The sequence below is a fragment of the Pseudomonas sp. NY15364 genome (genome assembly GCF_048068235.1).
In the GTDB taxonomy this organism is placed as follows: Bacteria; Pseudomonadota; Gammaproteobacteria; order Pseudomonadales; family Pseudomonadaceae; genus Aquipseudomonas; species Aquipseudomonas mendocina_D.
In genome coordinates this window covers 110,164-132,549 of record NZ_JBLUPX010000007.1, presented here as the reverse complement: position 1 = coordinate 132,549, position 22,386 = coordinate 110,164, and the positions used below count along the sequence as shown (strand labels likewise).

The window sequence follows — 22,386 nt, the reverse complement described above, 5'->3', positions numbered from 1 at the left end:
ACACAAACCCACATTAAGAGGATTGCATATCATTACGCAACTCAACAGAGCACGACATCGCTCTACCTATCTTTTGCCGCCACAGAATCCCATATAAAGAAACCGCACAAAGAGAATAGATTAATGCCCAAACCCATAGCATTCCCTCAATCCCATAAAGAAAGAAACCTAAAACCTTGAAAGTTACACCAAAAAAAATCATTACCATAGCAAAAAACACCTGCTCCCTAATAAAACCACATCCATTCAGAGCCATTGCTAACGCATGCCCCAAAGACTCTACAACCATCACAACAAAAAAGGCTCCAACCAAAGACAGAGGCACGTTCAGACTACCACCAGTCCAAAACCCGATAATATCCTGACTAAAAAACCACAGAACACCCCCTCCAAATAAACCGATCAAAACAGTTAAAAATAAACTCCTTCTAAATGTATGCACAATAAAAAAACCATCTCTCCTTGTGTGAGCATCCGCATAAGCAGCCCACAGCGGCGCATTAATAATAGAGAGAGGTATACTTACGAACTGAAACAAACGCTGTGCCACCGTATATATAGCCACATGCGCAGCACCTAAGACACTCGATATCAACAGAGCATCCATTCCCACATAAACAATAGAAGCCAGCTGCAAAACAAAAAAGAGCCCTCCCACCTGAATCAGGTTATCTTTCTCAACTCGCATAAAAAACAGACCTTTTTTAAAGCCAAAAAGACCCTGCCACCAAAGTCTAAGCAATAAAAAAAATCCGGAAATTTGCTGCACCCCCAAAGTAGCCCACAACAGAAAAACTATCCCGCACTCGTATCTAGCACCAACTAACAGGAAAACAAGTGCCCCTCCCGCTGAAACAACACTAGCCAAATGAGATTCATAGGCTCTTTGGAGACCAGCAAAAACCCGATGAACACCACCAAAAAACAAACTAATAGAAAATATTACAGCGAAACTAACCCCTGCATCTCTAAACTCATCCCAGAGAGATGAGTCATCAGTCTTAATCAGTTTATCCCATGGCAAGATAGCGGCAATCAAGCTCAAAACAATCAGAACAATCACGGACACCAATAGCAGGAATAGCAAACCACCAGAAATGACATCACATACTCTTCCGCCCTCGGCATTGATTTTAGCGACCCTATTCGTTAACGCATTTCCAATTCCAAGATCCAAAAACATCAGGAGCCCCGCCAGACTGACCACAGTCATCCAGGCACCGAATCTTTCCACCCCTAAGTATGGAATTGTCAAGCTAACAGCCAACACCATGACCAGCATAGACGCACCGCGTCCAAAAACGTTGGCAAGCATGGTCCATAAGGCTCTTCGATAACGCTCGGATCTCACCCCCTCTTCGGTACTCTCATCAAAAGGTTTAAATCGCAAGTAGCGCGATAGGGTTACCAATCTCATTATCTACGCCCATAGGTATCTTCGAGACGTACAATATCGTCTTCCCCCAAATAACTACCAGACTGCACTTCAATGATCTCCAGCGGAATACTGCCAGGGTTAGCCAAACGGTGAATTTCCCCTAGGGGGATATAAGTGCTTTGGTTTTCGCTGAGCAGCAGTATTTCACTACCCCGAGTAATTTCTGCAGTGCCCTGCACTACGATCCAGTGCTCGGCACGATGATGGTGTTTTTGCAGGCTCAGGCTCGCTTTGGGGTTGACCTGTATACGCTTGACCTTGAAGCGTCCACCCTCATCGATGCTGTCATACCAGCCCCACGGACGGTGTACCTTGCGGTGAAGGGTGTGCTCCTCGCGAGACTGCTGGTTAAGCAGGCTGACAATCTGCTTAACGTCCTGGCAGCGACTTCTCTCTGCAACAAGCACAGCATCTGCTGTTTCAATCACCACAAGGTTCTCAACGCCGGCCAGTGCTACAAGGCGGCTGCTGGCATGTACAAGCGAATTACTGCTTTTGGTTATCAGCACATCTCCGTGAAGGGCATTACCCTTGTCATCCTTGGGCGACACGCTCCATACGGCATCCCAGGCGCCCAGGTCACTCCAGCCAGCATCCAGCGGTAGCATCTTGATGGGCAAGGCACTTCCGGGGCACTTCTCCATGACGGCGTAATCGATCGATTCGCTAGGGATCTCCGTAAAAGCCTCTTTATCGGGTCGAATGAAAGCGCCATCGATTCGCTTGCCCATCCAGCTCGTCAAGGCAGCCTGAAGAATGTCGGGTCGAAAGCTCTCCAGAGCCGCTAGCCATACCGAGGCCTTGAGTACGAATAAGCCCGCATTCCAGTAGTAGCCGCCCTCATCCAGGTAGGCTTGAGCGGTGTCCCGATCGGGCTTTTCTACAAAACGCTCAACGGTAGCAACTGCCTCTTTGTCAGAAGCCACCTTAATATAGCCATAGCCCGTTTCAGGCCTGTCAGGCGTAATGCCGAGGATGACAATGTTGCCTTCAACCGCAGATTCAACCGCCCGATACATCGCAACGCGGAAAGCCTCGTCGTCAGTGATAGCTTGATCTGCCGGGGTAACCACGAGTACTGGATCTGTTCCTGCATCGCGCGCTGCCAAGGCAGCCAGAGTCAGCGCCGGCGCAGTATTACGGCCTACCGGTTCTAGCAGGAATGTTGCATTGTCGACTCCAAGCTCCCTGAGTTGCTCTTGGGCCAAAAAACGGTGTTCTTCATTGCATACGATGTAAGGCGAAGAAGGCGCATCGTTTGACTCACTACCGCCCAGAAGACGCTTGATGGACTGCTGGAACAAGCTGTCGTTGCCTACCAGACAAAGGAACTGCTTTGGAAAACCTGACCGCGATAATGGCCACAGTCGCGTACCTGATCCGCCGCACAGTACTACTGGTTGAATAGGGTTAGTTGACGTCATGAAACATTGAACCTGTGTGGTGGGTACTGATCAAGGTAATGGCAGGCCGGTTTTCCGACCCAACCAAACTCTAGATAGAGCGACAAAGCCACAGATTTACTGGGCGTCTACGCAAAGGAATGGCAACGGCTCACCCCATCCCTGTCTCCTCATCAATGCCCGGCAACAGGATGTCCACATCACTGTTCTGGTCAACATAGCGTTCTCGCAATGCATCAGCCAAAGCACGTCTAGCTGGCTTGTCGCCGTGCACCAGACGAATTTCATTTGGCCACGCGCTCATGCGGGTGACAAACCTTACCAGCCCTAACTGATCGGCATGAGCTGAATAACCGCCTATGGTATGCACCTGAGCACGAATGTCATAGCGCTGCCCGTCAAATTCCACATAGCCACTACGCGGGCCAAAGCGCTGGATTTGCCTTCCTGGCGTGCCATCCGCCTGGTAGCCGACGAAGAGCACGTCATGCCGTGCATCTCCGAGCATGGCTTTCAGGTAGTTGACGATGCGCCCACTGGAGCACATACCGTTGCCTGCGATGACGATAGCCGGCTGAGCGGTTTGCGTCAGGCGGTTGACCATAGCCAGATGGGCCTGGTGGCTGTCCACCGTAAGCAGATTACGGAAGGCCAGTGGGTTACGGCCTTTGGCCAAGCGCGCCCTCGCCTCGTCATCCCAGAACCGGTCGAGCTCCCGATAAACCGCTGTAAAGCGACTGGCCAGCGGAGAATCGAGAATGATAGGCAAACTTGCCCAGTCGAGGGCTGGCGCTTTACTGGTGTTCGGCCCGGAAGCACTCGACTGAGCCCTAGCTGACTCTTTCAGCGCTCTGCGATGAATGATGTCCTCAAGTTCGTAGAGCAGCTCCTGAGTGCGGCCAGTACTGAAGGCCGGGATCAGCACCGTGCCCTGGTTGCTCAGCGCATGCTCGAGCACCTTCTCCAGACGCGCACGCCGGCTGCGGCGGTCTTCATGCAGACGGTCGCCGTAGGTGCTTTCGATGACCAGAATATCGGCTTTGTATGGGGCTTTCGGCGCCGGGAGAATTGGCGCATGAGGCGCCCCCAGGTCGCCGGAAAATACGATGCGTTTCTTCTCGCCCGTCTCGGGGTACTGCAGATCCACTTCGACGTAGGCCGAGCCGAGGATGTGGCCAGCACGCTGTAGACGAATACGAGCATTGAGCTGCGGCGTGTCGATCAGGGTGAACCACTGCTTGTAGGGCAAGGCGACGATGCGCTGCTCGATCAGTTTGAGGTAGCGCTCTACTTGCTTCTGATCACGACTGAAACCGAGCTTGAAGGCATCCTCGAGGACGATGGGTAGAAGCTTGGCCGACGGCTCACTGCAGAGGATCGGGCCTTTGAAGCCGGCTGCAAGGAGATAGGGTATGCGGCCCACGTGGTCGATATGAACATGGGTTGCGACCAGTGCTTTGATACCGTCCAGAGAGAAATCGATTGCGAGCTTGCCGGCGCCTGCCCGGCCTTCAGGGGAGGTTTCGGCGCCTTGAAAAAGGCCGCAGTCAATCAGCAGCGCATGCTCATCATCCATCTGTAGCTGATGGCATGAGCCAGTCACACCTGTTACGGCGCCGTGATGAACAATGGAGGGGTACCGCACGAGTCAATCCCTTAACGCTGGCGAAATTTAAAGGGACTCAGCCCAGTAGTGCGGATGACTGTTCAGAGAATGGTAATTAACTGAACTAGCTGGAAATCTGGCAAGGGCGCGCCTTGTGAAAGCCCGCACATTTTGCCGGTTTTCCATGATTTCGCAAGTATGACAAAAGTGTGACGCCAGGCGGCCGCCTAATCAGTAGACTTGCTCCAGCGAGAAGGACAAAGCGCAGTCACTCGTCCTCATTGACCCGGTCACGCAACTCCTTGCCCGGTTTGAAATGCGGCACGAACTTGCCGTCCAGACGTACCGACTGGCCGGTTTTCGGGTTACGCCCAACGCGCGGGGCGCGGTAGTGCAGCGAGAAGCTGCCAAAGCCGCGAATTTCGATGCGATCTCCGGTGGACAGTGCCTGGGACATTTGCTCGAGCATGGTCTTGATGGCTAGCTCGACATCCTTGGAGGACAGCTGACCTTGATGAGTGACAATTCTTTCGATCAACTCCGACTTGGTCATGGTTTTCCCTTCTTTTTCAAGCGGCTAGAAGACTCGACGGTTTGGTTTTAGCATGCTGATCAGCTTTTGAACAGCCTAAAAAACAAGGTGTTAGCGAGTTTTGCGGTTAGTTGGGATAACCAGGGCTTCGTGTAGGAGGCTTGCCTCGGGGCGAAGCTTTTGGGTATTGGTTCGATATTGCGGGATGGCCACCATTCGCTGCGGGGCGCAGCTCCTACAGAGAGCGTCGACTGGCGCATTCGTGTAGGAGCCCCGCCTCGGGGCGCGGCTCCTACAGGGGGAGCGTTGTTTTGCGGTTTGGTGTGAGGGCCCTGCATCGGGGTGAAGCTTTCACGGGCTCTGATTCTGGCTCGACTAAGCTGAACTGGCGAACGCTAACGGAAGGGAATCCGATGACCGAGAAACGCTATGCCGCGCATAAGCTTCGCGATGGACGCTGGTCCAGTAGCGGGCAAATCTATCTTGTCACCACCGTGACCAAGGACCGTGTTCCTGTGTTTGCCGATCTCTCTGCAGCGCGCACGCTCATCCAGATCATTCGTCAGGACGAGATGCTTGGGTCGCACCAAACGCTTTGCTTTGTTGTGATGCCGGATCATCTGCACTGGCTGCTGCAACTACATGACGAAGCATTGCCCCGATTAATGGGCAGAGTTAAATCAATATCCGCCAAACGCCTGGGTCAGCCTATATGGCAAAAAGGCTTTCATGATCACGCGCTACGCCGGGAGGAGGATGTTCGGAGTATGGCGAGATATGTGGTGGCAAACCCCTTGAGAGCCGGGCTTGTGAAGTGCGCAGGTGATTATCCGCACTGGGATGCAGTGTGGATATGAGCGTGGCAGGGCGAAGCCTTTAGGTATTGGTTCGGTATTACTGGATGGCCGCCGTTCGCCGCGGGGCGCGGCTCCTACAGAGGGAGCGTCGGCGGCGCATGCGCGTAGGAGCCCCGACTCGGGGCGAAGCTTTTAGGTATGGGCTCGGTATTGCTGGATGGCCGCTATTCGCTGCAGGGCGCAGCTCCTACAAGTGACGCGCTGTTTGATGGATTGGCAAAAACGAAAAAGGCGACCCGAAGGTCGCCTTTTTTGATGGATCAACCGAACTTAGTTCTGTTTTTCCATTTGAGCACGGAGCAGATCACCAATGGTGGTCGGGCCGGTGCTTTCAACGTCTTGCTTGTTACGCAGTTCCTTCATCGCATCCTTCTCGTCTTCAACGTCTTTCGACTTGACGGACAGGCTGATGACGCGGGACTTGCGGTCGACGCTGATGATCTTGGCTTCTACTTCGTCGCCTTCTTTCAGAACGTTGCGCGCGTCTTCAACGCGGTCACGGCTGATTTCGGAGGCTTTCAGAGTCGCTTCGATCTCGTTGCCCAGGTCGATGATGGCGCCCTTGGCGTCTACTTCTTTCACAACGCCACGGACGATGGTGCCCTTGTCGTTGATGGAGACGTAGTTGCTGAACGGATCGTCTTCCAGCTGCTTGATACCCAGGGAGATGCGCTCGCGCTCCGGGTCAACCGACAGGATGACGGTTTCCAGCTCGTCGCCCTTCTTGAAGCGACGCACGGCTTCTTCGCCAGCTTCGTTCCAGGAGATGTCGGACAGGTGAACCAGGCCGTCGATGCCACCGTCCAGACCAATGAAGATACCGAAATCGGTGATCGACTTGATGGTGCCGGAGATCTTGTCACCCTTGTTGAACTGACCGGAGAAGTCTTCCCACGGGTTGGTCTTGCACTGCTTGATACCCAGGGAGATACGACGACGCTCTTCGTCGATGTCCAGAACCATGACTTCCACTTCGTCGCCGACGTTGACGACCTTCGACGGGTGGATGTTCTTGTTGGTCCAGTCCATTTCGGAAACGTGCACCAGACCTTCAACGCCCTCTTCCAGCTCGGCGAAGCAGCCGTAGTCGGTCAGGTTGGTGACGCGCGCCATGACGCGGGTGTTTTCCGGGTAACGAGCCTTGATGGCAACCCATGGGTCTTCGCCCAGCTGCTTCAGGCCCAGGGATACGCGGTTACGCTCGCGATCGTACTTCAGAACCTTGACGTCGATCTCGTCGCCAACGTTGACGATCTCGGACGGGTGCTTGATGCGCTTCCAAGCCATGTCGGTGATGTGCAGCAGGCCATCTACGCCGCCCAGGTCAACGAACGCACCGTAGTCGGTGAGGTTCTTGACGATACCTTTGACTTGCTGGCCTTCCTGCAGCGATTCCAGCAGAGCTTCGCGCTCGGCGCTGTTCTCGGCTTCCAGGACGCTACGACGGGAAACGACAACGTTGTTGCGCTTCTGGTCGAGCTTGATGACCTTGAACTCCAGCTCTTTGCCTTCCAGGTGAGTGGTATCACGCACCGGACGGACATCAACCAGGGAACCCGGCAGGAACGCACGGATGCCGTTGACATCAACGGTGAAGCCGCCTTTGACCTTACCGTTGATAACGCCCTTGACCACTTCTTCAGCGTTGAACGCAGCTTCCAGAACCAGCCAGGATTCAGCGCGCTTGGCTTTCTCGCGGGACAGCTTGGTTTCACCGAAGCCATCTTCAACCGCGTCCAGCGCGACGTGGACTTCGTCACCGACCTTGATGGTCAGCTCACCTTGTTCGTTGAAGAACTGGTCGAGCGGGATGACGCCCTCGGACTTCAGGCCGGCGTGAACGGTAACCCAGTCACCGTCGATGTCGACCACGATACCGGTGATGATGGCGCCCGGCTGCATGTCGAGGGATTTCAGGCTTTCTTCAAATAGTTCTGCAAAGCTTTCGCTCATGTTGATTCCTGTTGATCAAGGGCGGGGATTCGCCCAAACCACATTCCAGACCATGTGGGTTCGTTCATGTAAAAAGAGGCCTACGGGACAAGGACTGGTCTCCCGTATGCCTCCTTGCGGACTGTTCGATTTAGAGCAACCGAAAGTCCTTACCCGGCCAGATCGCGATCAGCGACCTCGCTCAGAATTCGTTCAAGCACCTGCTCGATGGACAGTTCGGTTGAATCCAGCACGATTGCGTCGGCTGCCGGCTTCAGCGGAGCCACCGCGCGCTGGGTATCGCGCTCATCGCGCGCCCGTATCTCGTCGAGAAGACTCGCGAGATTAACATCATCGCCCTTGCCCTTCAACTGCAAGTAGCGGCGACGGGCACGTTCCTCGGCGCTGGCGGTGAGAAAGATCTTCAGCGGCGCGTCGGCGAATACCACGGTGCCCATATCGCGGCCATCGGCCACCAGGCCGGGCATTTCGCGAAAGGCACGCTGACGCTGCAGCAGCGCTTCGCGTACAGCCGGCAGCGAAGCGACCATGGAAGCGCCCGCCCCTATCTGCTCGTTACGGATGGCGTCGGTCACCTCCTCGCCTTCGAGGATGATGCGTTTGTCGATGAACTGCACATCGAGATGCGCAGCCAGCTGCTTGAGCGACTCTTCGTTGGTCAGATCGATACCATGGTTACCGGCAGCAAAAGCCAGCAGGCGATACAACGCACCGGAGTCGAGCAGATTCCAGCCCAACTGCTTGGCCAGCAAAGAGCAGAGCGTGCCCTTGCCGGAGCCGCTCGGCCCGTCGACGGTGATTACCGGGGCATTCATGCCTTGCCCTCTACAGCCACGTTGATGCCGACTTCAGCCGACAAGGCTAGGAAGTTGGGGAAGGACGTGGCGACGTTGGCACAGTCATGAATGCGGATCGGCGCAGTGGCGCGCAGCGAGGCGACGCTGAAGGACATGGCAATGCGGTGGTCACCATGCGCCCAGACTTCGCCACCGCCGATGCTACCGCCTTCGATGATGATGCCATCCGGGGTCGGCTCGGCCTTCACACCCAGCGCGATCAGGCCGTCGGCCATGACCTGGATGCGATCGGATTCCTTCACCCGCAGCTCTTCGGCGCCGCGCAACACGGTACGACCTTCGGCGCAGGCAGCAGCGACGAACAATACCGGGAATTCATCGATGGCCAGCGGCACCAGATCTTCCGGGATATCGATGCCTTTCAGCTTGGCCGCACGCACGCGAATGTCCGCCACCGGTTCGCCGCCAACTTCACGCTGGTTTTCCAGGGTGATGTCGCCCCCCATCAGCTTGAGGATATCGATCACGCCGGTACGGGTCGGGTTGATGCCGACGTGCTCCAGCACCAGCTCGGAGCCTTCAGCGATGCTGGCAGCGACCAAGAAGAAAGCAGCCGAGGAAATATCCGCCGGTACTTCGATGCGCGTGGCGCTCAGCTTGTGGCCGGATTCGACGCTGGCAGTGCTGCCCTCGACGCTGACCGGGTAGCCGAAGCCGCGCAGCATGCGCTCGGTGTGATCACGAGTCGGCGCCGGCTCGGTCACCGAGGTGCTACCCGCAGCGTACAAGCCAGCCAGCAGCAGGCAAGATTTGACCTGGGCACTGGCCATGGGCATTTCGTAGGCCATGCCGGTCAGGCGCTGGCCACCCTTGATGGTCAGCGGCGGACGACCTTCCGGACCGGTTTCGATGACCGCACCCATCTCACGCAGCGGCTTGGCCACGCGGTTCATCGGGCGCTTGGACAGCGACGCATCACCGGTCAGCGTAGTGTCGAACGGCTGCGCGGCCAGCAAGCCGGAGAGCAGGCGCATGGAGGTGCCGGAGTTACCCATGTACAGCGGGCCGGCCGGCGCTTTCAGACCATGCAAACCGACACCATGGATGGTCACGCGGCCGTGGTGCGGGCCTTCGATAACCACGCCCATGTCGCGGAAGGCCTGCAGTGTGGCCAGGGCATCTTCGCCTTCGAGGAAGCCTTCGACCTCGGTAGTGCCTTCAGCCAGCGAGCCCAGCATGATCGAACGGTGCGAGATGGATTTGTCACCCGGTACGCGGATACGTCCAGCCAGCGAGCTACCAGGTTTTGCCAGGAAAATCAGATCGGTCGAGTGCATAGCGTCCACATAGGCCCTGCGGGCCAGAATTTTGCTGAAATGTTCGCGGGCAACGCGGGCGCGCGTGAACACGCCCAGCAGTTGATGCCCATCCCCGGCGTCGACCGCATCGCGCAAGGCGTCGAGGTCGTCGCGAAACGTATCCAGTGTGCGCAGCACGGCCTCGCGGTTAGCGAGGAAGATATCGTGCCACATCACCGGATCACTGCCGGCGATCCGCGTGAAGTCGCGGAAACCGCCAGCGGCATAGCGGAAAATTTCCAGGTTCTCGCTGCGCTTGGCCAGCGAGTCGACCAGGGTAAAGGCCAGCAGGTGCGGCAGATGACTGGTGGCGGCAAGCACCTGGTCGTGATGCTCGACCTCCATCGCCTCGACATCCGCCCCCAGCTCGCGCCACAATCCTTCGACCAGCGCCAGAGCCGCCTCATCGCTGTACTCGCAGGGCGTCAGGATGACCTTGTGGCGCCGGAACAGCTCGGCGTTGGCCGCCTCCACCCCGCTCTGCTCGGACCCCGCAATGGGATGGCCGGGCACCAGACGCACAGCCTTGCCGGAAAATGCCAGACGTGCCGCACGCACGACATTCCCCTTGGCACTACCGACGTCGGTCAGCACGGCATTGCCGAGATCCAGCGCGGCCAGCTGAGCAAGCACCTTCTCCATGGCCAGGATAGGCACTGCCAGCTGGATGACATCGGCCCCCTGACAGGCGGCAGCAAGGTCACTCTCGCAACGATCGACAACGCCCAGCTGTACCGCCAGACGACGCGATTCGGCATCCAGATCGACCCCCACCACCTCCCGGCACAGACCACGCTCACGCAGGCCCTTGGCGAAGGAGCCACCGATCAGACCGAGGCCGACCACCACCAGGCGGCCGATCTTAGGGGCATTGGATTGCACAGCAGTGACAGTCACGCCGACAGCACCTTGGTCAGTGCCTCGAGGAAGCGCGCATTCTCGCGCGGCAAACCGATGGAAACGCGCAGGAAATTCGGCATGCGGTAACCGGCCATCGGTCGCACGATCACTCCTTCACGCAGCAGCGCCTGGTTGATCGCGGCGGTATCCCGGCCAAAATCGACGGCGATGAAGTTGGCCTTGGAGGCAATCCAGCTCAGCCCCAGAGCGCGCAAGCCCTCTTCCAGCTGCTGCATGCCGGCATCGTTTAGGCGACGGCTTTCAGCCAGGTAGTCGGCATCGCTCAGCGCCGCGCAGGCAGCAGCCAGCGCGAGACTGTTGACGTTGAACGGCTGGCGCACGCGGTTGAGCACATCGGCGATAGCCGGCGAGCTGATGGCATAGCCGACGCGCAGCGAGGCCAGACCGTAGGCCTTGGAGAAGGTGCGCGAGACCAGCAGGTTCGGGTAGCGCGCCAGGTAATCAAGGCCGTCCGGCAACTCGTCGCCTTCGGCGTACTCGATATAGGCTTCGTCCAGCACCACCAGCACCGACTCCGGCACCTTGGCCAGGAAGGCTTCCAGCGCATCCGGCCCGAACCAGGTACCGGTCGGGTTGTTGGGGTTGGCAATGAAGACCACGCGGGTGTTGTCATCGATGGCGGCAAGCATCGCCTGCAGGTCGTGAGCGTAATCCTTGGCTGGCACGATCTTGCCCTGCGCGCCTACTGCCTGGGTGGCGATGGGGTAAACCGCGAAGGCGTAATCGCTGAACACGGCGTTGAGACCGGGCGCCAGATAGGCACGGGCAACCAGTTCGAGGATGTCGTTGGAGCCATTGCCCAACGTCACCTGCGCGGCGTCGACGCCGTAACGGGCAGCCAGAGCGGTCTTGAGGGTGAAGCCATTGCCATCCGGGTAGCGGGTCAGTTCGTCCAGTTCGGCGCGAATCGCTGCCAGCACCTTGTCGCTCGGGCCGAGCGGGTTCTCATTGCTGGCCAGCTTGACGATACCGGCCGGATCGAGCCCCAGCTCACGAGCCAACTCGTCGACTGGCTTGCCTGGTACGTAGGGGGACAGCTTTTGCACGCCTGGCTGGGCCAGGGCGATGAAATCACAGCTCATTTGCAAACCTCTTCAATCCAATTCCTCGCGGCACGCCCTACCCTCACCCCTAGCCCCTCTGCTTTGGCATCCTGCGTCGCCCTACCTCCTGCATCCATGCAGTCGTCTCCCAAGGGGAGAGGGGAACCGGGCGGCGGCGGTAGCCATATCTTCATTCCGTCAGCTAGCCCGATACTTGAGCCCACCTAGATCCGGCACTTACCAACCACCCAGCGACAGAACAATACATCTCACAAGCATGCCCACAAATGCGAAGCGACCGCGATTCACTCCCCTCGCCCTCCGGGAGAGGGGCTGGGGGTGAGGGGGCTTTCAGAGCGTCAAAAGCGCAATCCGCTCGCTAGCCACCCGATAAATTTCCTGCAACACAGCCTCGGTTTCCTTCAAGGCCTGATCATTCCAAAAGCGCAGCACCATGATGCCTTCATGCTCTAAATCCAACGTTCTTGCAGCGTCGTCTTCACCGCCGTGCTGCGAACCGTCCAACTCCACCGCCAGTTTCGCCGCCTCGCAGTAAAAGTCGAGGATGTAAGGCGGCAACGGGTGCTGCCGGCGAAACTTCAAACCGCCCAACCGCCCCGAGCGCAGGCAATACCACAGCCGAACCTCGGCATCGGTTGCCGTCGTGCGCAGCTCCCGCGCACGCTGCTTATGCCATGCAGGAAGCGGTCTGTGCTTGGGTGGCATCCTTGCCCTCTCTTTAAATTGTGATAACTCCCACCCTCACCCCGGCCCCTCTCCCGAGGGAGAGGGGAGGTGTACGGTGAACGTTTGATCAATCATGTGCAGTCAGTACGATCGTTAGCCTGGACATAGATTTCAGCCCTGCGCCGTTTTGCTTGTCTCCCCTCTCCCTCCGGGAGAGGGGCCGGGGGTGAGGGGCTTTATCTCAGAGCACCGCCTTCGGATATGACCCCAGCACCTTCAGCGCCACGGCCTCCTGGGCAAGTTTTTCCAGCACATCCTTGATCAGCGGATCGCGGTGATGACCAACGAAATCGATGAAGAATACGTAGGTCCACTTGCCACTGCGCGAAGGACGAGTCTCGATGCGAGTCAGGTCGATGCCGTTATTGTGGAACGGCACCAGCAACTCATGCAGCGCGCCCGGCTTGTTGCGCATGGAGACGATGATCGAGGTCTTGTCGTCGCCGGTCGGCGGCACTTCTTGGCTGCCAATGATAAGGAAGCGCGTGGAGTTGTCCGGGCGATCCTCGATCTTTTCCGCCAGTTTGGTCAGGCCATACAGATTGGCCGCCATGTCGCCGGCGATGGCCGCGCTGTTCCACTCGCTCTTGACCCGCTTGGCCGCATCGGCGTTGCTGGAAACCGCCACGCGCTCGACGTTCGGGTAGTGCGCGTCCAGCCACTTGCGGCACTGCGCCAGCGACTGGGCATGGGAATAGATGCGGGTGATCTTGTCGGTCTTGGTGGTTTCACCGACCAGCAGGTGATGGTGAATGCGCAGCTCGACTTCGCCGCAGATGACCATGTCGTGCTCGAGGAAGCTGTCGAGGGTGTGGTTGATCGCGCCTTCGGTGGAGTTCTCCACCGGCACCACACCGAAGTTGACCGCACCGGCAGCCACCTCGCGGAACACCTCGTCGATGGCCGCCATCGGCACGCTGATCACCGCGTGACCGAAGTGCTTCATCGCTGCTGCCTGGCTGAAGGTGCCTTCAGGGCCGAGATAAGCGACTTTCAACGGGTTTTCCAGCGCCAGGCAGGAGGACATGATTTCGCGGAACAACCGCGCCATTTCCTCATTGCCTAGCGGGCCCCGGTTTCGCTCCATCACGCGTTTGAGCACCTGAGCTTCGCGCTCGGGGCGGTAGAAGACGGGCGACTCGCCCTCCTTCAATTCCTTCATCTTCACACGGGCGACTTCTTCGGCGCAGCGCGCACGGTCGCTGATCAGCTCGAGGATGCGCTCATCGAGGTTGTCGATGCGTACCCGCAGCGCTTGCAGTTCCTGCTCCGACATATCAGGCGCGCTCCTTCTCGAACTCGGCCATATAGGCCACCAGCGCCTCGACCGCATCCATGCCAACGGCGTTGTAGATGGAGGCACGCATGCCACCGACCGAGCGATGCCCTTTCAGGTTGAGCAGGCCGCGCTCATCGGCACCGGCCAGGAAGGCCTTGTCCAGCTTCTCGTCAGCCAGACGAAACGGTACGTTCATCCAGGAACGCGCGTTGTGGGCGATGGGATTGCTGTAGAAATCGCTGTCGTCGATGGCCTTGTACAGCAGGTCCTTCTTGGCGCGGTTGATGCGCTCCATGGCCTCGACGCCGCCCTGCTCCTTCAGCCACTGGAAGACCAGGCCGGAGAGGTACCAGGAATAGGTCGCCGGGGTGTTGTACATAGAGCCGTTATCAGCAGAAATCTTGTAGTCGAGCATGGTCGGGCAGCTGGAACGGGCTCGACCGAGCAGGTCTTCACGGACGATCACCACCACCAGGCCGCTCGGGCCGATATTCTTCTGCGCGCCGGCGTAGATCAGGCCGAACTGCGACACGTCCAGCGAGCGCGAGAGGATGTCTGAAGACATATCGGCGACCAGCGGGGTATCACCGACCTGCGGCACCCAGTCGAACTGCAGGCCGCCGATGGTCTCGTTGCTGCAGTAATGCACGTAGGCAGCGTCTTTCGAAAGCTGCCAGTCGTTCTGTCCGGGGATAGCGAAGTAGTCGTGCGCCTTGGCGCTGGCAGCCACGTTGATGGCGCCATAGCGACGCGCCTCTTCGATGGCTTTCTTCGACCAGATGCCGGTTTCGACGTAGTCGGCCACGCCGTCTTCCGGCAGCAGGTTCAGCGGAATCTCGGCGAACTGCTGGCTGGCACCGCCCTGCAGGAACAGCACCTTGTAGTCGTTGGGCAAAGCGAGCAGATCACGCAGGTCCTGCTCGGCCTGGCTGGCGATAGCCACGTACTCGTCGCTGCGATGGCTCATCTCCATCACCGAGAGGCCCTTGCCTTGCCAGTCGAGCATCTCGGCCTGGGCGCGTTGCAGTACAGCGGTCGGCAGCGCGGCCGGGCCGGCGCAGAAGTTAAAAGCTCGCTTGCTCACGTCTGTCTCTCTCAGATTCACAGAACGCCACCACCAGGCGATGGCATGTCCACACTGCTTGCCGATGGGTATCGCTGCGCTCAACCCACCCTACGCTCTGTGGGAGGCGCTTTAGCGGCGACAGTCGCGGCTAAAGCCCCTCCCACAGGCTCTCACTCCTCGCTGCCTTCCTCGGCGTCGGCGACTGGTGCGTCGGCGCTTTCGGCGACTTGAGCGCCCTCTTCACCATCGACCAGTTCGTCCTCTTCCACCGCAGTCGGCTCCTGCACACGCTCCAGGCCGACCAGGGTCTCGTCCTTGGCCAGCTTGATCAGAGTCACACCCTGAGTGTTACGGCCGGAGCTGGAGACTTCGTCGACACGGGTGCGCACCAGGGTGCCCTGGTCGGAAATCAGCATGATTTCCTCACCGTCCTGTACCTGGATGGCGCCGACCAGCTTGCCGTTACGCTCGCTGGTGACCATGGCGATCACGCCCTGGCCGCCACGACCGCGACGCGGGAACTTGCCCAGGCCGGTGCGTTTGCCAAAGCCACGCTCGGAGGCGGTGAGAATCTGCGCACCGGACTCCGGAATCAGCATGGAGATCAGTTGCTGATCCTTGCCCAGGCGCATGCCGCGTACACCACGGGCGGTACGGCCCATGGTACGCACCTTGCTCTCGGCGAAACGCAGCACCTTGCCGGCATCGGAGAACAGCATGACTTCCTTGGCGCCGTCGGTGATGGCGGCAGCAATCAGGGTATCGCCCTCTTCCAGCTTCAGCGCGATCAGACCGGCGCTGCGCGGGCGGCTGAACTGCACCAGCGGGGTCTTCTTCACGGTGCCGAATGCGGTGGCCATGAAGATGTAGGCGCCGGTCGGTTCGGCGACCAGTTCGGGGGTTTCACCCTCGACTTCTTCGACTTCCTCGGCCTCGACCACTTCAGTGGCTTCGCCTTCGATCACCACGCCTTCGTCGTCCAGGTCTTCGTCGGCACCGGCGCTCTGCTGCAGCGCTTCGAGGTCGATCTGCAGCATCGCGGTGATGCGCTCGCCCTCGTCCAGCGGCAACAGGTTGACCAGCGGGCGACCACGGGCAGCACGCGAAGCCTCGGGAATCTCGAAAGTACGCAGCCAGTACACCTTGCCCTTGCTGGAGAACAGCAGCAGCGTGGCATGGCTGTTGGCAACCAGCAGGTGCTCGACGTAGTCCTCGTCCTTCACCCCGGTGGCGGATTTGCCCTTGCCACCGCGACGCTGCGCCTCGTAGGCGGCCAGCGGCTGACTCTTGGCATAGCCACCATGAGAGATGGTGACGACGCGCTCTTCTTCGGTGATCAGGTCGGCAATGGTCAGATCCTGACGCGAGGCGACGATCTCGGTACGGCGCTTGTCGCCGAACTCGGCCTTGACCTTCTCCAGCTCCTCGCGGATGACTTCCATCAGGCGCTCGGGACTGGTCAGGATGCGGATCAGCTCGCCGATCAGGCCGAGAATTTCCTGGTACTCGGCCAACAGCTTCTCGTGCTCCAGGCCGGTCAGGCGATGCAGACGCAACTCGAGGATGGCCTGGGCCTGCTCGGGCGACAGGAAGTACTTGCCATCGCGCAGACCGTATTGCGGATCGAGCCCTTCAGGACGGCAGGAGTCGGCACCGGCGCGCTCGACCATGGCCTCCACGGCGGACGACTCCCAGGCAGTGGCGATCAGGCGTTCCTTGGCCTCAGCCGGCGTCGGCGAAGCCTTGATCAGCTCGATCACCGGATCGATGTTCGACAGTGCGACGGCCTGACCTTCGAGGATGTGGCCACGCTCACGCGCCTTGCGCAGCTCGTAGACGGTACGCCGAGTCACCACTTCACGGCGGTGACGGACGAACACCTCAAGCATGTCCTTGAGGTTCATGATCTTCGGCTGACCATCGACCAGCGCCACGACGTTGATGCCGAACACACTCTGCATCTGAGTCTGGGCGTAGAGGTTGTTCAGCACCACGTCCGGCACTTCGCCGCGACGCAGCTCGATCACCACGCGCATGCCGTCCTTGTCGGACTCGTCACGCAGCTCGGTGATGCCTTCGATCTTCTTCTCTTTGACCAGCTCGGCGATCTTCTCGATCAGACGCGCCTTATTCAGCTGATACGGCAGCTCGGTGATCACCAGTTGCTGGCGGTTGCCGGCCTTGTCGATATCCTCGACCTCGACCCGGGCACGCACGTAGATGCGGCCACGGCCGGTACGGTAGGCCTCGATGATGCCGGCACGACCGTTGATGATGCCCGCGGTCGGGAAGTCCGGACCGGGGATGTACTGCATCAGGTCATCGACGGTCAGCTCGGCGTTGTCGATCAGCGCCAGGCAACCGTCGATCACCTCGGAGAGGTTGTGCGGCGGGATGTTGGTGGCCATGCCCACGGCGATACCACTGGAGCCGTTGACCAGCAGGTTCGGCACCTTGGTCGGCATGACCGCCGGGATCTGCTCGGTACCGTCGTAGTTGGGCACCCAGTCGACGGTTTCCTTGTCCAGGTCGGCCAGCAGCTCGTGGGCCAGCTTGGTCATGCGCACTTCGGTGTATCGCATGGCCGCGGCGTTGTCGCCGTCCACCGAGCCGAAGTTGCCCTGGCCGTCGACCAGCAGGTAGCGCAGGGAGAAGTCCTGCGCCATACGCACAATGGTGTCGTACACCGCGGTGTCGCCGTGCGGGTGGTATTTACCGATCACGTCACCGACCACACGGGCGGATTTCTTGTAGGGCTTGTTCCAGTCGTTGCCCAGCTCGCTCATGGCATAGAGCACACGGCGGTGTACCGGCTTCAAGCCATCGCGCGCATCCGGCAGCGCACGCCCGACGATCACGCTCATCGCGTAGTCGAGGTAGGACTGTTTCAGCTCGTCTTCGATATTGACCGGGAGGATTTCTTTGGCCAGTTCGCCCATGAGAAGCCTGGTTCCTTTTTCTGGTGAAACTCCGCGTCATTCTTCCTGAACGCCATGGAGCTCGTCGCGATAGCCTCAAGCCATCAGCGACTCACGACAAATCAACGAGTTATGTCACGATTCGATGCAGTGAAGGTGGCTGTAGTCAGCCCCCTTGAAAACTGCCGGAGATTACCACAAAGCGTGCTACACACCTACCCCGCGACGGCGCCCGCATGGCAGGCTCAATGCAGGCGCTTGCGGCACATCAACTGCGCCAGCTTGGCGCTATCTGGACGCTCGATCACGCCCTTCTCGGTCACGATGTAGTCAACCAGATCAGCCGGCGTCACATCGAAAACCGGATTGACGGCATGCACATCGGCCGCGACTCGATGCCCCGCCACCTCCAGCAACTCAAGGCCATCGCGCTCTTCAAGCAGGATGTCCTCGCCACTTTCCAGATTCATGTCGATGGTCGAACTTGGCGCCACCACCATCAGCCGCACGCCGTGGTGCATGGCGTTGACCGCCAGCTGATAAGTGCCGATCTTGTTGGCCACGTCACCGTTGGCCGTGATGCGATCAGCACCGACGATGACCCAGGTGATGCCCTTGGTCTTCATCAGGTGAGCCGCCGCTGCATCGGCATTGAGCGTGACCGGCACGCCGTCACCCGCCAATTCCCAGGCCGTCAGTCGCGCTCCCTGCAGCCAGGGGCGGGTTTCATCGACATAGACCTGCTCGACCAAACCTTCCAGATACGCCGCACGGATCACCCCAAGCGCGGTGCCAAAGCCGCCGGTTGCCAGGGCACCGGCATTGCAGTGCGTCAGCAGCACTTGCGGATTGCCCTGATGCTTGCGAATCAGCTCCATGCCCAACTGCGCCATGGTCAGGTTGGCCTCACGGTCGCTGAGGTGAATCCCCACCGCCTCAGCCTCCAGTAGCGCCAGGATGTCGTCGCCATCCTTGAGTCTTGCCAGGCGTTCACGCATGCGCTGCAGAGCCCAGAACAGGTTCACCGCAGTCGGGCGCGAGCGCTCGAGATAGGCAAAATCGGCCTCCAACGCCTCACGCCAGTCACCACCGTCTTGTAGACGAGCACGGACACCCAGCACCAGCCCATAGGCAGCAGCGATGCCAATAGCCGGCGCACCACGCACCACCATGTCGCGAATCGCATCGGCCACCTCGGCGGCAGAGTCGAAACGCAGCCAGGTCTGCTGATACGGCAGCAGGCGCTGATCGAGCAGGTACAACGCACCATCGCGCCACTCGATTGCCTGAACCTTCTCCACCGCCAGCAATTGCTCGCGCATCGCGCACTCCATCTGTCACCGCCAAAAAAATCGCGGATTATACGCAGACCAACTGGCACCAGCCGAACTATCCGGCACGCCCCACGACTTCAAGCTGCGTGCGTTCATCTATACACTGGCGACCTTCCCTGCATCGATCAAGCCAGACGGACGCCCTCATGCCCGAATCTCCTCTCGACCTGTTGCTGCTGCCCACCTGGCTGGTGCCCGTGGAACCAGCCGGGGTCGTGCTGCGCGATCATGGCCTGGGAATCCGCGACGGGCAGATCGCACTGATCGCGCCACGTGCCGAGGCGCTGCGCCACCCGGCAACGGAAGTGCGAGAGCTGCCGCAGTGCCTGCTCACCCCCGGTCTGATCAACGCCCACGGCCACGCTGCGATGACGCTTTTGCGCGGCATTGCCGATGACCTGCCGCTGATGACCTGGCTGCACGAACATATCTGGCCCGCCGAAGGTAAGTGGGTCGACGAGGATTTCGTCCGTGACGGCACCGATCTGGCTATCGCAGAACAGATCAAGGGCGGCATCAGTTGCTTCTCCGACATGTACTTCTACCCGCAGACCGCCGCCGAACGCGTGCACAACGCCGGCATGCGCGCGCAGATCACCGTTCCCGTGCTGGACTTCCCGGTACCCGGCGCACTCAATGCCGCCGAAGCCCTACGCACGGGCCTGCAACTGTTCGATGACCTCAAGCAGCACCCACGCATTCGCATCGCTTTCGGCCCCCACGCGCCCTACACGGTCAGCGACGACAAGCTGGAACAGATTCGCGTACTGGCTGACGAGCTGGATGCCGGCATTCATATGCACGTGCACGAAACCGCCCAGGAAGTGGCCGAAGCCGTCGCCAAGCACGGCGAACGCCCGCTGGCCCGCCTGGCCCGCCTCGGCCTGCTCGGCCCGCGTTTCCAGGCAGTGCACATGACGCAGATCGATGACGAGGATCTGGCACTGCTGGTGGAGCACAACTGCAGCATCGTGCACTGCCCTGAATCCAACCTCAAACTGGCCAGCGGCTTCTGTCCAGTCGAGCGCTTGTGGCAGGCCGGCGTCAACGTCGCCATCGGCACCGATGGCGCCGCCAGCAACAACGACCTCGACCTGCTCGGCGAAATCCGTACCGCCGCCCTGCTGGCCAAGGCCGTCGCTGGCTCCGCCACCGCCCTGAACGCTCACAGCGCCTTGCGCATGGCTACCTTGAATGGCGCGCGCGCAATGGGACTGGAAACACAGACCGGCTCGCTGGGACTGGGCAAGCTGGCCGACGTGGTCGCCTTCGACCTTTCCGGCCTGGCTCAGCAACCGATCTACGACCCGGTATCGCAGCTGATCTACGCCAGCGGCCGCGACTGCGTGAAGCATTTGTGGGTTGGCGGCAAGCAACTGTTGGAAGACGGCCGCCTGACGCGCATGGACGAAAGCGAGCTGATCGCCAAGGCCAGGGAATGGGGAGCCAGAATTGCCAGCAAGTAACACTGCTTATCCCCCCTCTCCCGCTTGCGGGAGAGGGGCCGGGGGGAGAGGGCCAGGAAACACCGAGCTATTCGCCTGGCCCTCTCCCCAACTCTCTCCCATAAATGGGAGAGGGGGCAGACCGAGTATCAACGAAATAAATGAGCAGCGGATAAACCTTGGGCGCGACAACATTCCCAAACCACTGCGACAAACTGACATACATTGAACGAATCCGCGCCGCCCCACGCCTGTTCTTAAACTGGCAACATAGCGGCGATACGCTTTCCATGCTTTGAATAGAGATGCTTATGAGCAACGTCGACCGCGCCGAAATCGCCAAATTCGAGGCCTTGGCACACCGCTGGTGGGACCGCGAGAGCGAGTTCAAACCCCTGCACGACATCAACCCACTGCGGGTCAACTGGATCGACGAGCGCGTCGACCTGGCCGGCAAACGCGTTCTCGACGTCGGCTGCGGCGGCGGCATTCTCAGCGAGGCCATGGCCCAGCGCGGCGCAATAGTGACTGGCATCGACATGGGTGAAGCGCCGCTGTCGGTCGCCAGACTGCACCAACTGGAATCAGGCGTGGAAGTCGACTACCGGCAGATCACTGCGGAAGCCCTGGCCGAGGAAATGCCAGGCCAGTTCGACGTCGTCACCTGCCTGGAGATGCTCGAGCACGTACCCGATCCGTCCTCGGTCATCCGCGCCTGCTACACGCTGGTCAAGCCGGGCGGCCAGGTGTTCTTCTCCACCATCAACCGCAACCCCAAGGCGTACCTGTTCGCGGTGATCGGCGCCGAATACATCCTGCGCCTGCTGCCGCGCGGCACCCACGACTTCAAGAAATTCATTCGCCCCTCCGAGCTCGGTGCCTGGAGCCGCGCAGCCGGACTGGAGGTCAAGGACATCATCGGTCTGACCTACAACCCGCTGACCAAACACTACAAGCTAGAAGCTGACGTCGACGTCAACTACATGATCCAGACGCTGCGCAAGGAGTAGAACGCATGCGTTTGAAAGCAGTTCTTTTCGACATGGACGGCACCCTGCTCGATTCGGCGCCGGACTTCATCGCCATCACCCAGGCCATGCGCGCGGCCCGTGGCCTGCCGCCAGTGGCAGAAAAAGCCATTCGTGACCAGGTATCCGGCGGCGCTCGCGCCATGGTCGCCTGCGCTTTCGATGAAGACCCGGACTCAGCCGCCTTCGAAACCCTGCGCCAGGAGTTTCTGGAGCGTTACCAGCAACACTGCGCCGTCCTCACTCGCCCGTTCGACGGCATCGAGGCCCTGCTCGACGACATCGAGCAGGCGCGCCTGCTGTGGGGCGTCGCCACCAACAAGCCGGTGCGCTACGCCGAACCGATCATGCAGGGTCTGAACCTGGCCCAGCGCTCGGCAGTGCTGGTTTGCCCAGACCACGTCGAGCAGAGCAAACCGGCGCCGGACATGCTGCTGCTCGCCTGCCAGCAGATGGGGGTCAAACCCGAGGAAGTGCTGTTCATCGGCGACGACGCCCGTGACATCGAGTCCGGCCGTACCGCTGGCTGCCGCACCGCAGCAGTGACCTATGGCTACATCCACCCCGAAGACAACCCGCGCAACTGGGGTGCCGATGTGGTCGTGGCTCACCCTCAGGAGCTGCGCGCGGTACTCGATCGCGCCATTTGCAGCTGTTGATC

17 protein-coding genes are annotated in these 22,386 nt (G+C 59.7%); 4 read left to right on the top strand and 13 right to left on the bottom strand.

Features of this window, described 5'->3' with window-relative positions:
* Positions 1 to 13: 13 nt before the first annotated feature.
* The 4 genes from ACNFCJ_RS08615 to ihfB form a co-directional block, all read right to left on the bottom strand.
* Positions 14 to 1,315 carry an oligosaccharide flippase family protein gene (locus ACNFCJ_RS08615; protein ID WP_416770831.1) on the bottom strand — a complete coding sequence of 434 codons (1,302 nt, stop codon included), beginning with the start codon at positions 1,313 to 1,315 and terminating at the stop codon, positions 14 to 16.
* A 101-nt stretch (positions 1,316 to 1,416) separates the two neighbouring features.
* Positions 1,417 to 2,862, bottom strand: a complete 1,446-nt coding sequence (locus ACNFCJ_RS08610) for a mannose-1-phosphate guanylyltransferase/mannose-6-phosphate isomerase (RefSeq protein WP_416770829.1) — start codon at positions 2,860 to 2,862, stop codon at positions 1,417 to 1,419.
* A gap of 130 nt (positions 2,863 to 2,992) precedes the next feature.
* Positions 2,993 to 4,486, bottom strand: a complete 1,494-nt coding sequence (locus ACNFCJ_RS08605; protein ID WP_416770828.1) for an MBL fold metallo-hydrolase RNA specificity domain-containing protein — start codon at positions 4,484 to 4,486, stop codon at positions 2,993 to 2,995.
* A gap of 229 nt (positions 4,487 to 4,715) precedes the next feature.
* Positions 4,716 to 5,000 carry an integration host factor subunit beta gene (gene ihfB, locus ACNFCJ_RS08600; RefSeq protein ID WP_143497302.1) on the bottom strand — a complete coding sequence of 95 codons (285 nt, stop codon included), beginning with the start codon at positions 4,998 to 5,000 and terminating at the stop codon, positions 4,716 to 4,718.
* Positions 5,001 to 5,392: 392 nt separating this feature from the next.
* Here ihfB and ACNFCJ_RS08595 point away from each other — a divergent pair, with 392 nt between their 5' ends.
* Positions 5,393 to 5,836, top strand: a complete 444-nt coding sequence (locus tag ACNFCJ_RS08595; protein ID WP_416770826.1) for an REP-associated tyrosine transposase — start codon at positions 5,393 to 5,395, stop codon at positions 5,834 to 5,836.
* A gap of 270 nt (positions 5,837 to 6,106) precedes the next feature.
* Here the strand turns inward: ACNFCJ_RS08595 and rpsA are convergent, their stop codons facing one another.
* From rpsA to mtnA, 9 genes are all read right to left on the bottom strand, one after another.
* Positions 6,107 to 7,789 (bottom strand): 30S ribosomal protein S1, encoded by a 1,683-nt coding sequence (gene rpsA, locus ACNFCJ_RS08590; protein WP_074861018.1) that lies wholly within the window; start codon positions 7,787 to 7,789, stop codon positions 6,107 to 6,109.
* Between the two features lie 149 nt (positions 7,790 to 7,938).
* Complete coding sequence (gene cmk, locus ACNFCJ_RS08585) at positions 7,939 to 8,604, bottom strand: (d)CMP kinase (RefSeq protein WP_416770824.1); 666 nt, start codon at positions 8,602 to 8,604, stop codon at positions 7,939 to 7,941.
* Positions 8,601 to 10,841 carry a bifunctional prephenate dehydrogenase/3-phosphoshikimate 1-carboxyvinyltransferase gene (locus ACNFCJ_RS08580; RefSeq protein ID WP_416770823.1) on the bottom strand — a complete coding sequence of 747 codons (2,241 nt, stop codon included), beginning with the start codon at positions 10,839 to 10,841 and terminating at the stop codon, positions 8,601 to 8,603. The genes cmk and ACNFCJ_RS08580 overlap by 4 nt, the downstream gene beginning before the upstream one ends.
* The gene (gene hisC, locus ACNFCJ_RS08575) at positions 10,838 to 11,947 is read right to left on the bottom strand and encodes a histidinol-phosphate transaminase (protein WP_416770822.1); all 1,110 of its coding nucleotides are present in this window, start codon (positions 11,945 to 11,947) and stop codon (positions 10,838 to 10,840) included. The genes ACNFCJ_RS08580 and hisC overlap by 4 nt, the downstream gene beginning before the upstream one ends.
* A gap of 312 nt (positions 11,948 to 12,259) precedes the next feature.
* Entirely contained in the window at positions 12,260 to 12,634 is a 375-nt protein-coding gene (locus ACNFCJ_RS08570) for a DUF559 domain-containing protein (protein ID WP_322319834.1), read from the bottom strand.
* A gap of 202 nt (positions 12,635 to 12,836) precedes the next feature.
* Positions 12,837 to 13,931, bottom strand: a complete 1,095-nt coding sequence (pheA, locus tag ACNFCJ_RS08565; protein WP_072424705.1) for a prephenate dehydratase — start codon at positions 13,929 to 13,931, stop codon at positions 12,837 to 12,839.
* Position 13,932: 1 nt separating this feature from the next.
* Positions 13,933 to 15,018: a 3-phosphoserine/phosphohydroxythreonine transaminase gene (serC, locus tag ACNFCJ_RS08560; protein WP_416770821.1), complete on the bottom strand. Its 1,086-nt coding sequence runs from the start codon at positions 15,016 to 15,018 to the stop codon at positions 13,933 to 13,935.
* A 152-nt stretch (positions 15,019 to 15,170) separates the two neighbouring features.
* Positions 15,171 to 17,939 (bottom strand): DNA gyrase subunit A, encoded by a 2,769-nt coding sequence (gyrA, locus tag ACNFCJ_RS08555; protein ID WP_416770819.1) that lies wholly within the window; start codon positions 17,937 to 17,939, stop codon positions 15,171 to 15,173.
* Between the two features lie 224 nt (positions 17,940 to 18,163).
* Complete coding sequence (mtnA, locus tag ACNFCJ_RS08550; protein ID WP_416770818.1) at positions 18,164 to 19,240, bottom strand: S-methyl-5-thioribose-1-phosphate isomerase; 1,077 nt, start codon at positions 19,238 to 19,240, stop codon at positions 18,164 to 18,166.
* Positions 19,241 to 19,398: 158 nt separating this feature from the next.
* Here mtnA and ACNFCJ_RS08545 point away from each other — a divergent pair, with 158 nt between their 5' ends.
* The 3 genes from ACNFCJ_RS08545 (at position 19,399) to mupP (ending at position 22,384) form a co-directional block, all read left to right on the top strand.
* A complete protein-coding gene (locus ACNFCJ_RS08545) occupies positions 19,399 to 20,718 on the top strand; it encodes a TRZ/ATZ family hydrolase (RefSeq protein WP_416770817.1) in 1,320 nt (439 codons plus the stop codon).
* Positions 20,719 to 21,008: 290 nt separating this feature from the next.
* Positions 21,009 to 21,707, top strand: coding sequence for a bifunctional 2-polyprenyl-6-hydroxyphenol methylase/3-demethylubiquinol 3-O-methyltransferase UbiG (gene ubiG, locus ACNFCJ_RS08540; protein WP_416770815.1), 699 nt, complete (start codon positions 21,009 to 21,011; stop codon positions 21,705 to 21,707).
* A 5-nt stretch (positions 21,708 to 21,712) separates the two neighbouring features.
* Positions 21,713 to 22,384, top strand: a complete 672-nt coding sequence (gene mupP / locus ACNFCJ_RS08535) for an N-acetylmuramic acid 6-phosphate phosphatase MupP (RefSeq protein WP_416770814.1) — start codon at positions 21,713 to 21,715, stop codon at positions 22,382 to 22,384.
* Positions 22,385 to 22,386: the final 2 nt, after the last annotated feature.

Bases quoted from the DNA above. Each gene is read 5' to 3' on its own strand.
- ACNFCJ_RS08570 (WP_322319834.1), bottom strand. From the start codon at position 12,634: ATGCCACCCAAGCACAGACCGCTTCCTGCATGGCATAAGCAGCGTGCG.
- rpsA (WP_074861018.1), bottom strand. From the start codon at position 7,789: ATGAGCGAAAGCTTTGCAGAACTATTTGAAGAAAGCCTGAAATCCCTC.
- ACNFCJ_RS08545 (WP_416770817.1), top strand. From the start codon at position 19,399: ATGCCCGAATCTCCTCTCGACCTGTTGCTGCTGCCCACCTGGCTGGTG.
- mtnA (WP_416770818.1), bottom strand. From the start codon at position 19,240: ATGCGCGAGCAATTGCTGGCGGTGGAGAAGGTTCAGGCAATCGAGTGG.
- mupP (WP_416770814.1), top strand. From the start codon at position 21,713: ATGCGTTTGAAAGCAGTTCTTTTCGACATGGACGGCACCCTGCTCGAT.
- ihfB (WP_143497302.1), bottom strand. From the start codon at position 5,000: ATGACCAAGTCGGAGTTGATCGAAAGAATTGTCACTCATCAAGGTCAG.
- cmk (WP_416770824.1), bottom strand. From the start codon at position 8,604: ATGAATGCCCCGGTAATCACCGTCGACGGGCCGAGCGGCTCCGGCAAG.
- ubiG (WP_416770815.1), top strand. From the start codon at position 21,009: ATGAGCAACGTCGACCGCGCCGAAATCGCCAAATTCGAGGCCTTGGCA.
- ACNFCJ_RS08615 (WP_416770831.1), bottom strand. From the start codon at position 1,315: ATGCTTGCCAACGTTTTTGGACGCGGTGCGTCTATGCTGGTCATGGTG.
- gyrA (WP_416770819.1), bottom strand. From the start codon at position 17,939: ATGGGCGAACTGGCCAAAGAAATCCTCCCGGTCAATATCGAAGACGAG.
- ACNFCJ_RS08610 (WP_416770829.1), bottom strand. From the start codon at position 2,862: ATGACGTCAACTAACCCTATTCAACCAGTAGTACTGTGCGGCGGATCA.
- ACNFCJ_RS08595 (WP_416770826.1), top strand. From the start codon at position 5,393: ATGACCGAGAAACGCTATGCCGCGCATAAGCTTCGCGATGGACGCTGG.
- hisC (WP_416770822.1), bottom strand. From the start codon at position 11,947: ATGAGCTGTGATTTCATCGCCCTGGCCCAGCCAGGCGTGCAAAAGCTG.
- pheA (WP_072424705.1), bottom strand. From the start codon at position 13,931: ATGTCGGAGCAGGAACTGCAAGCGCTGCGGGTACGCATCGACAACCTC.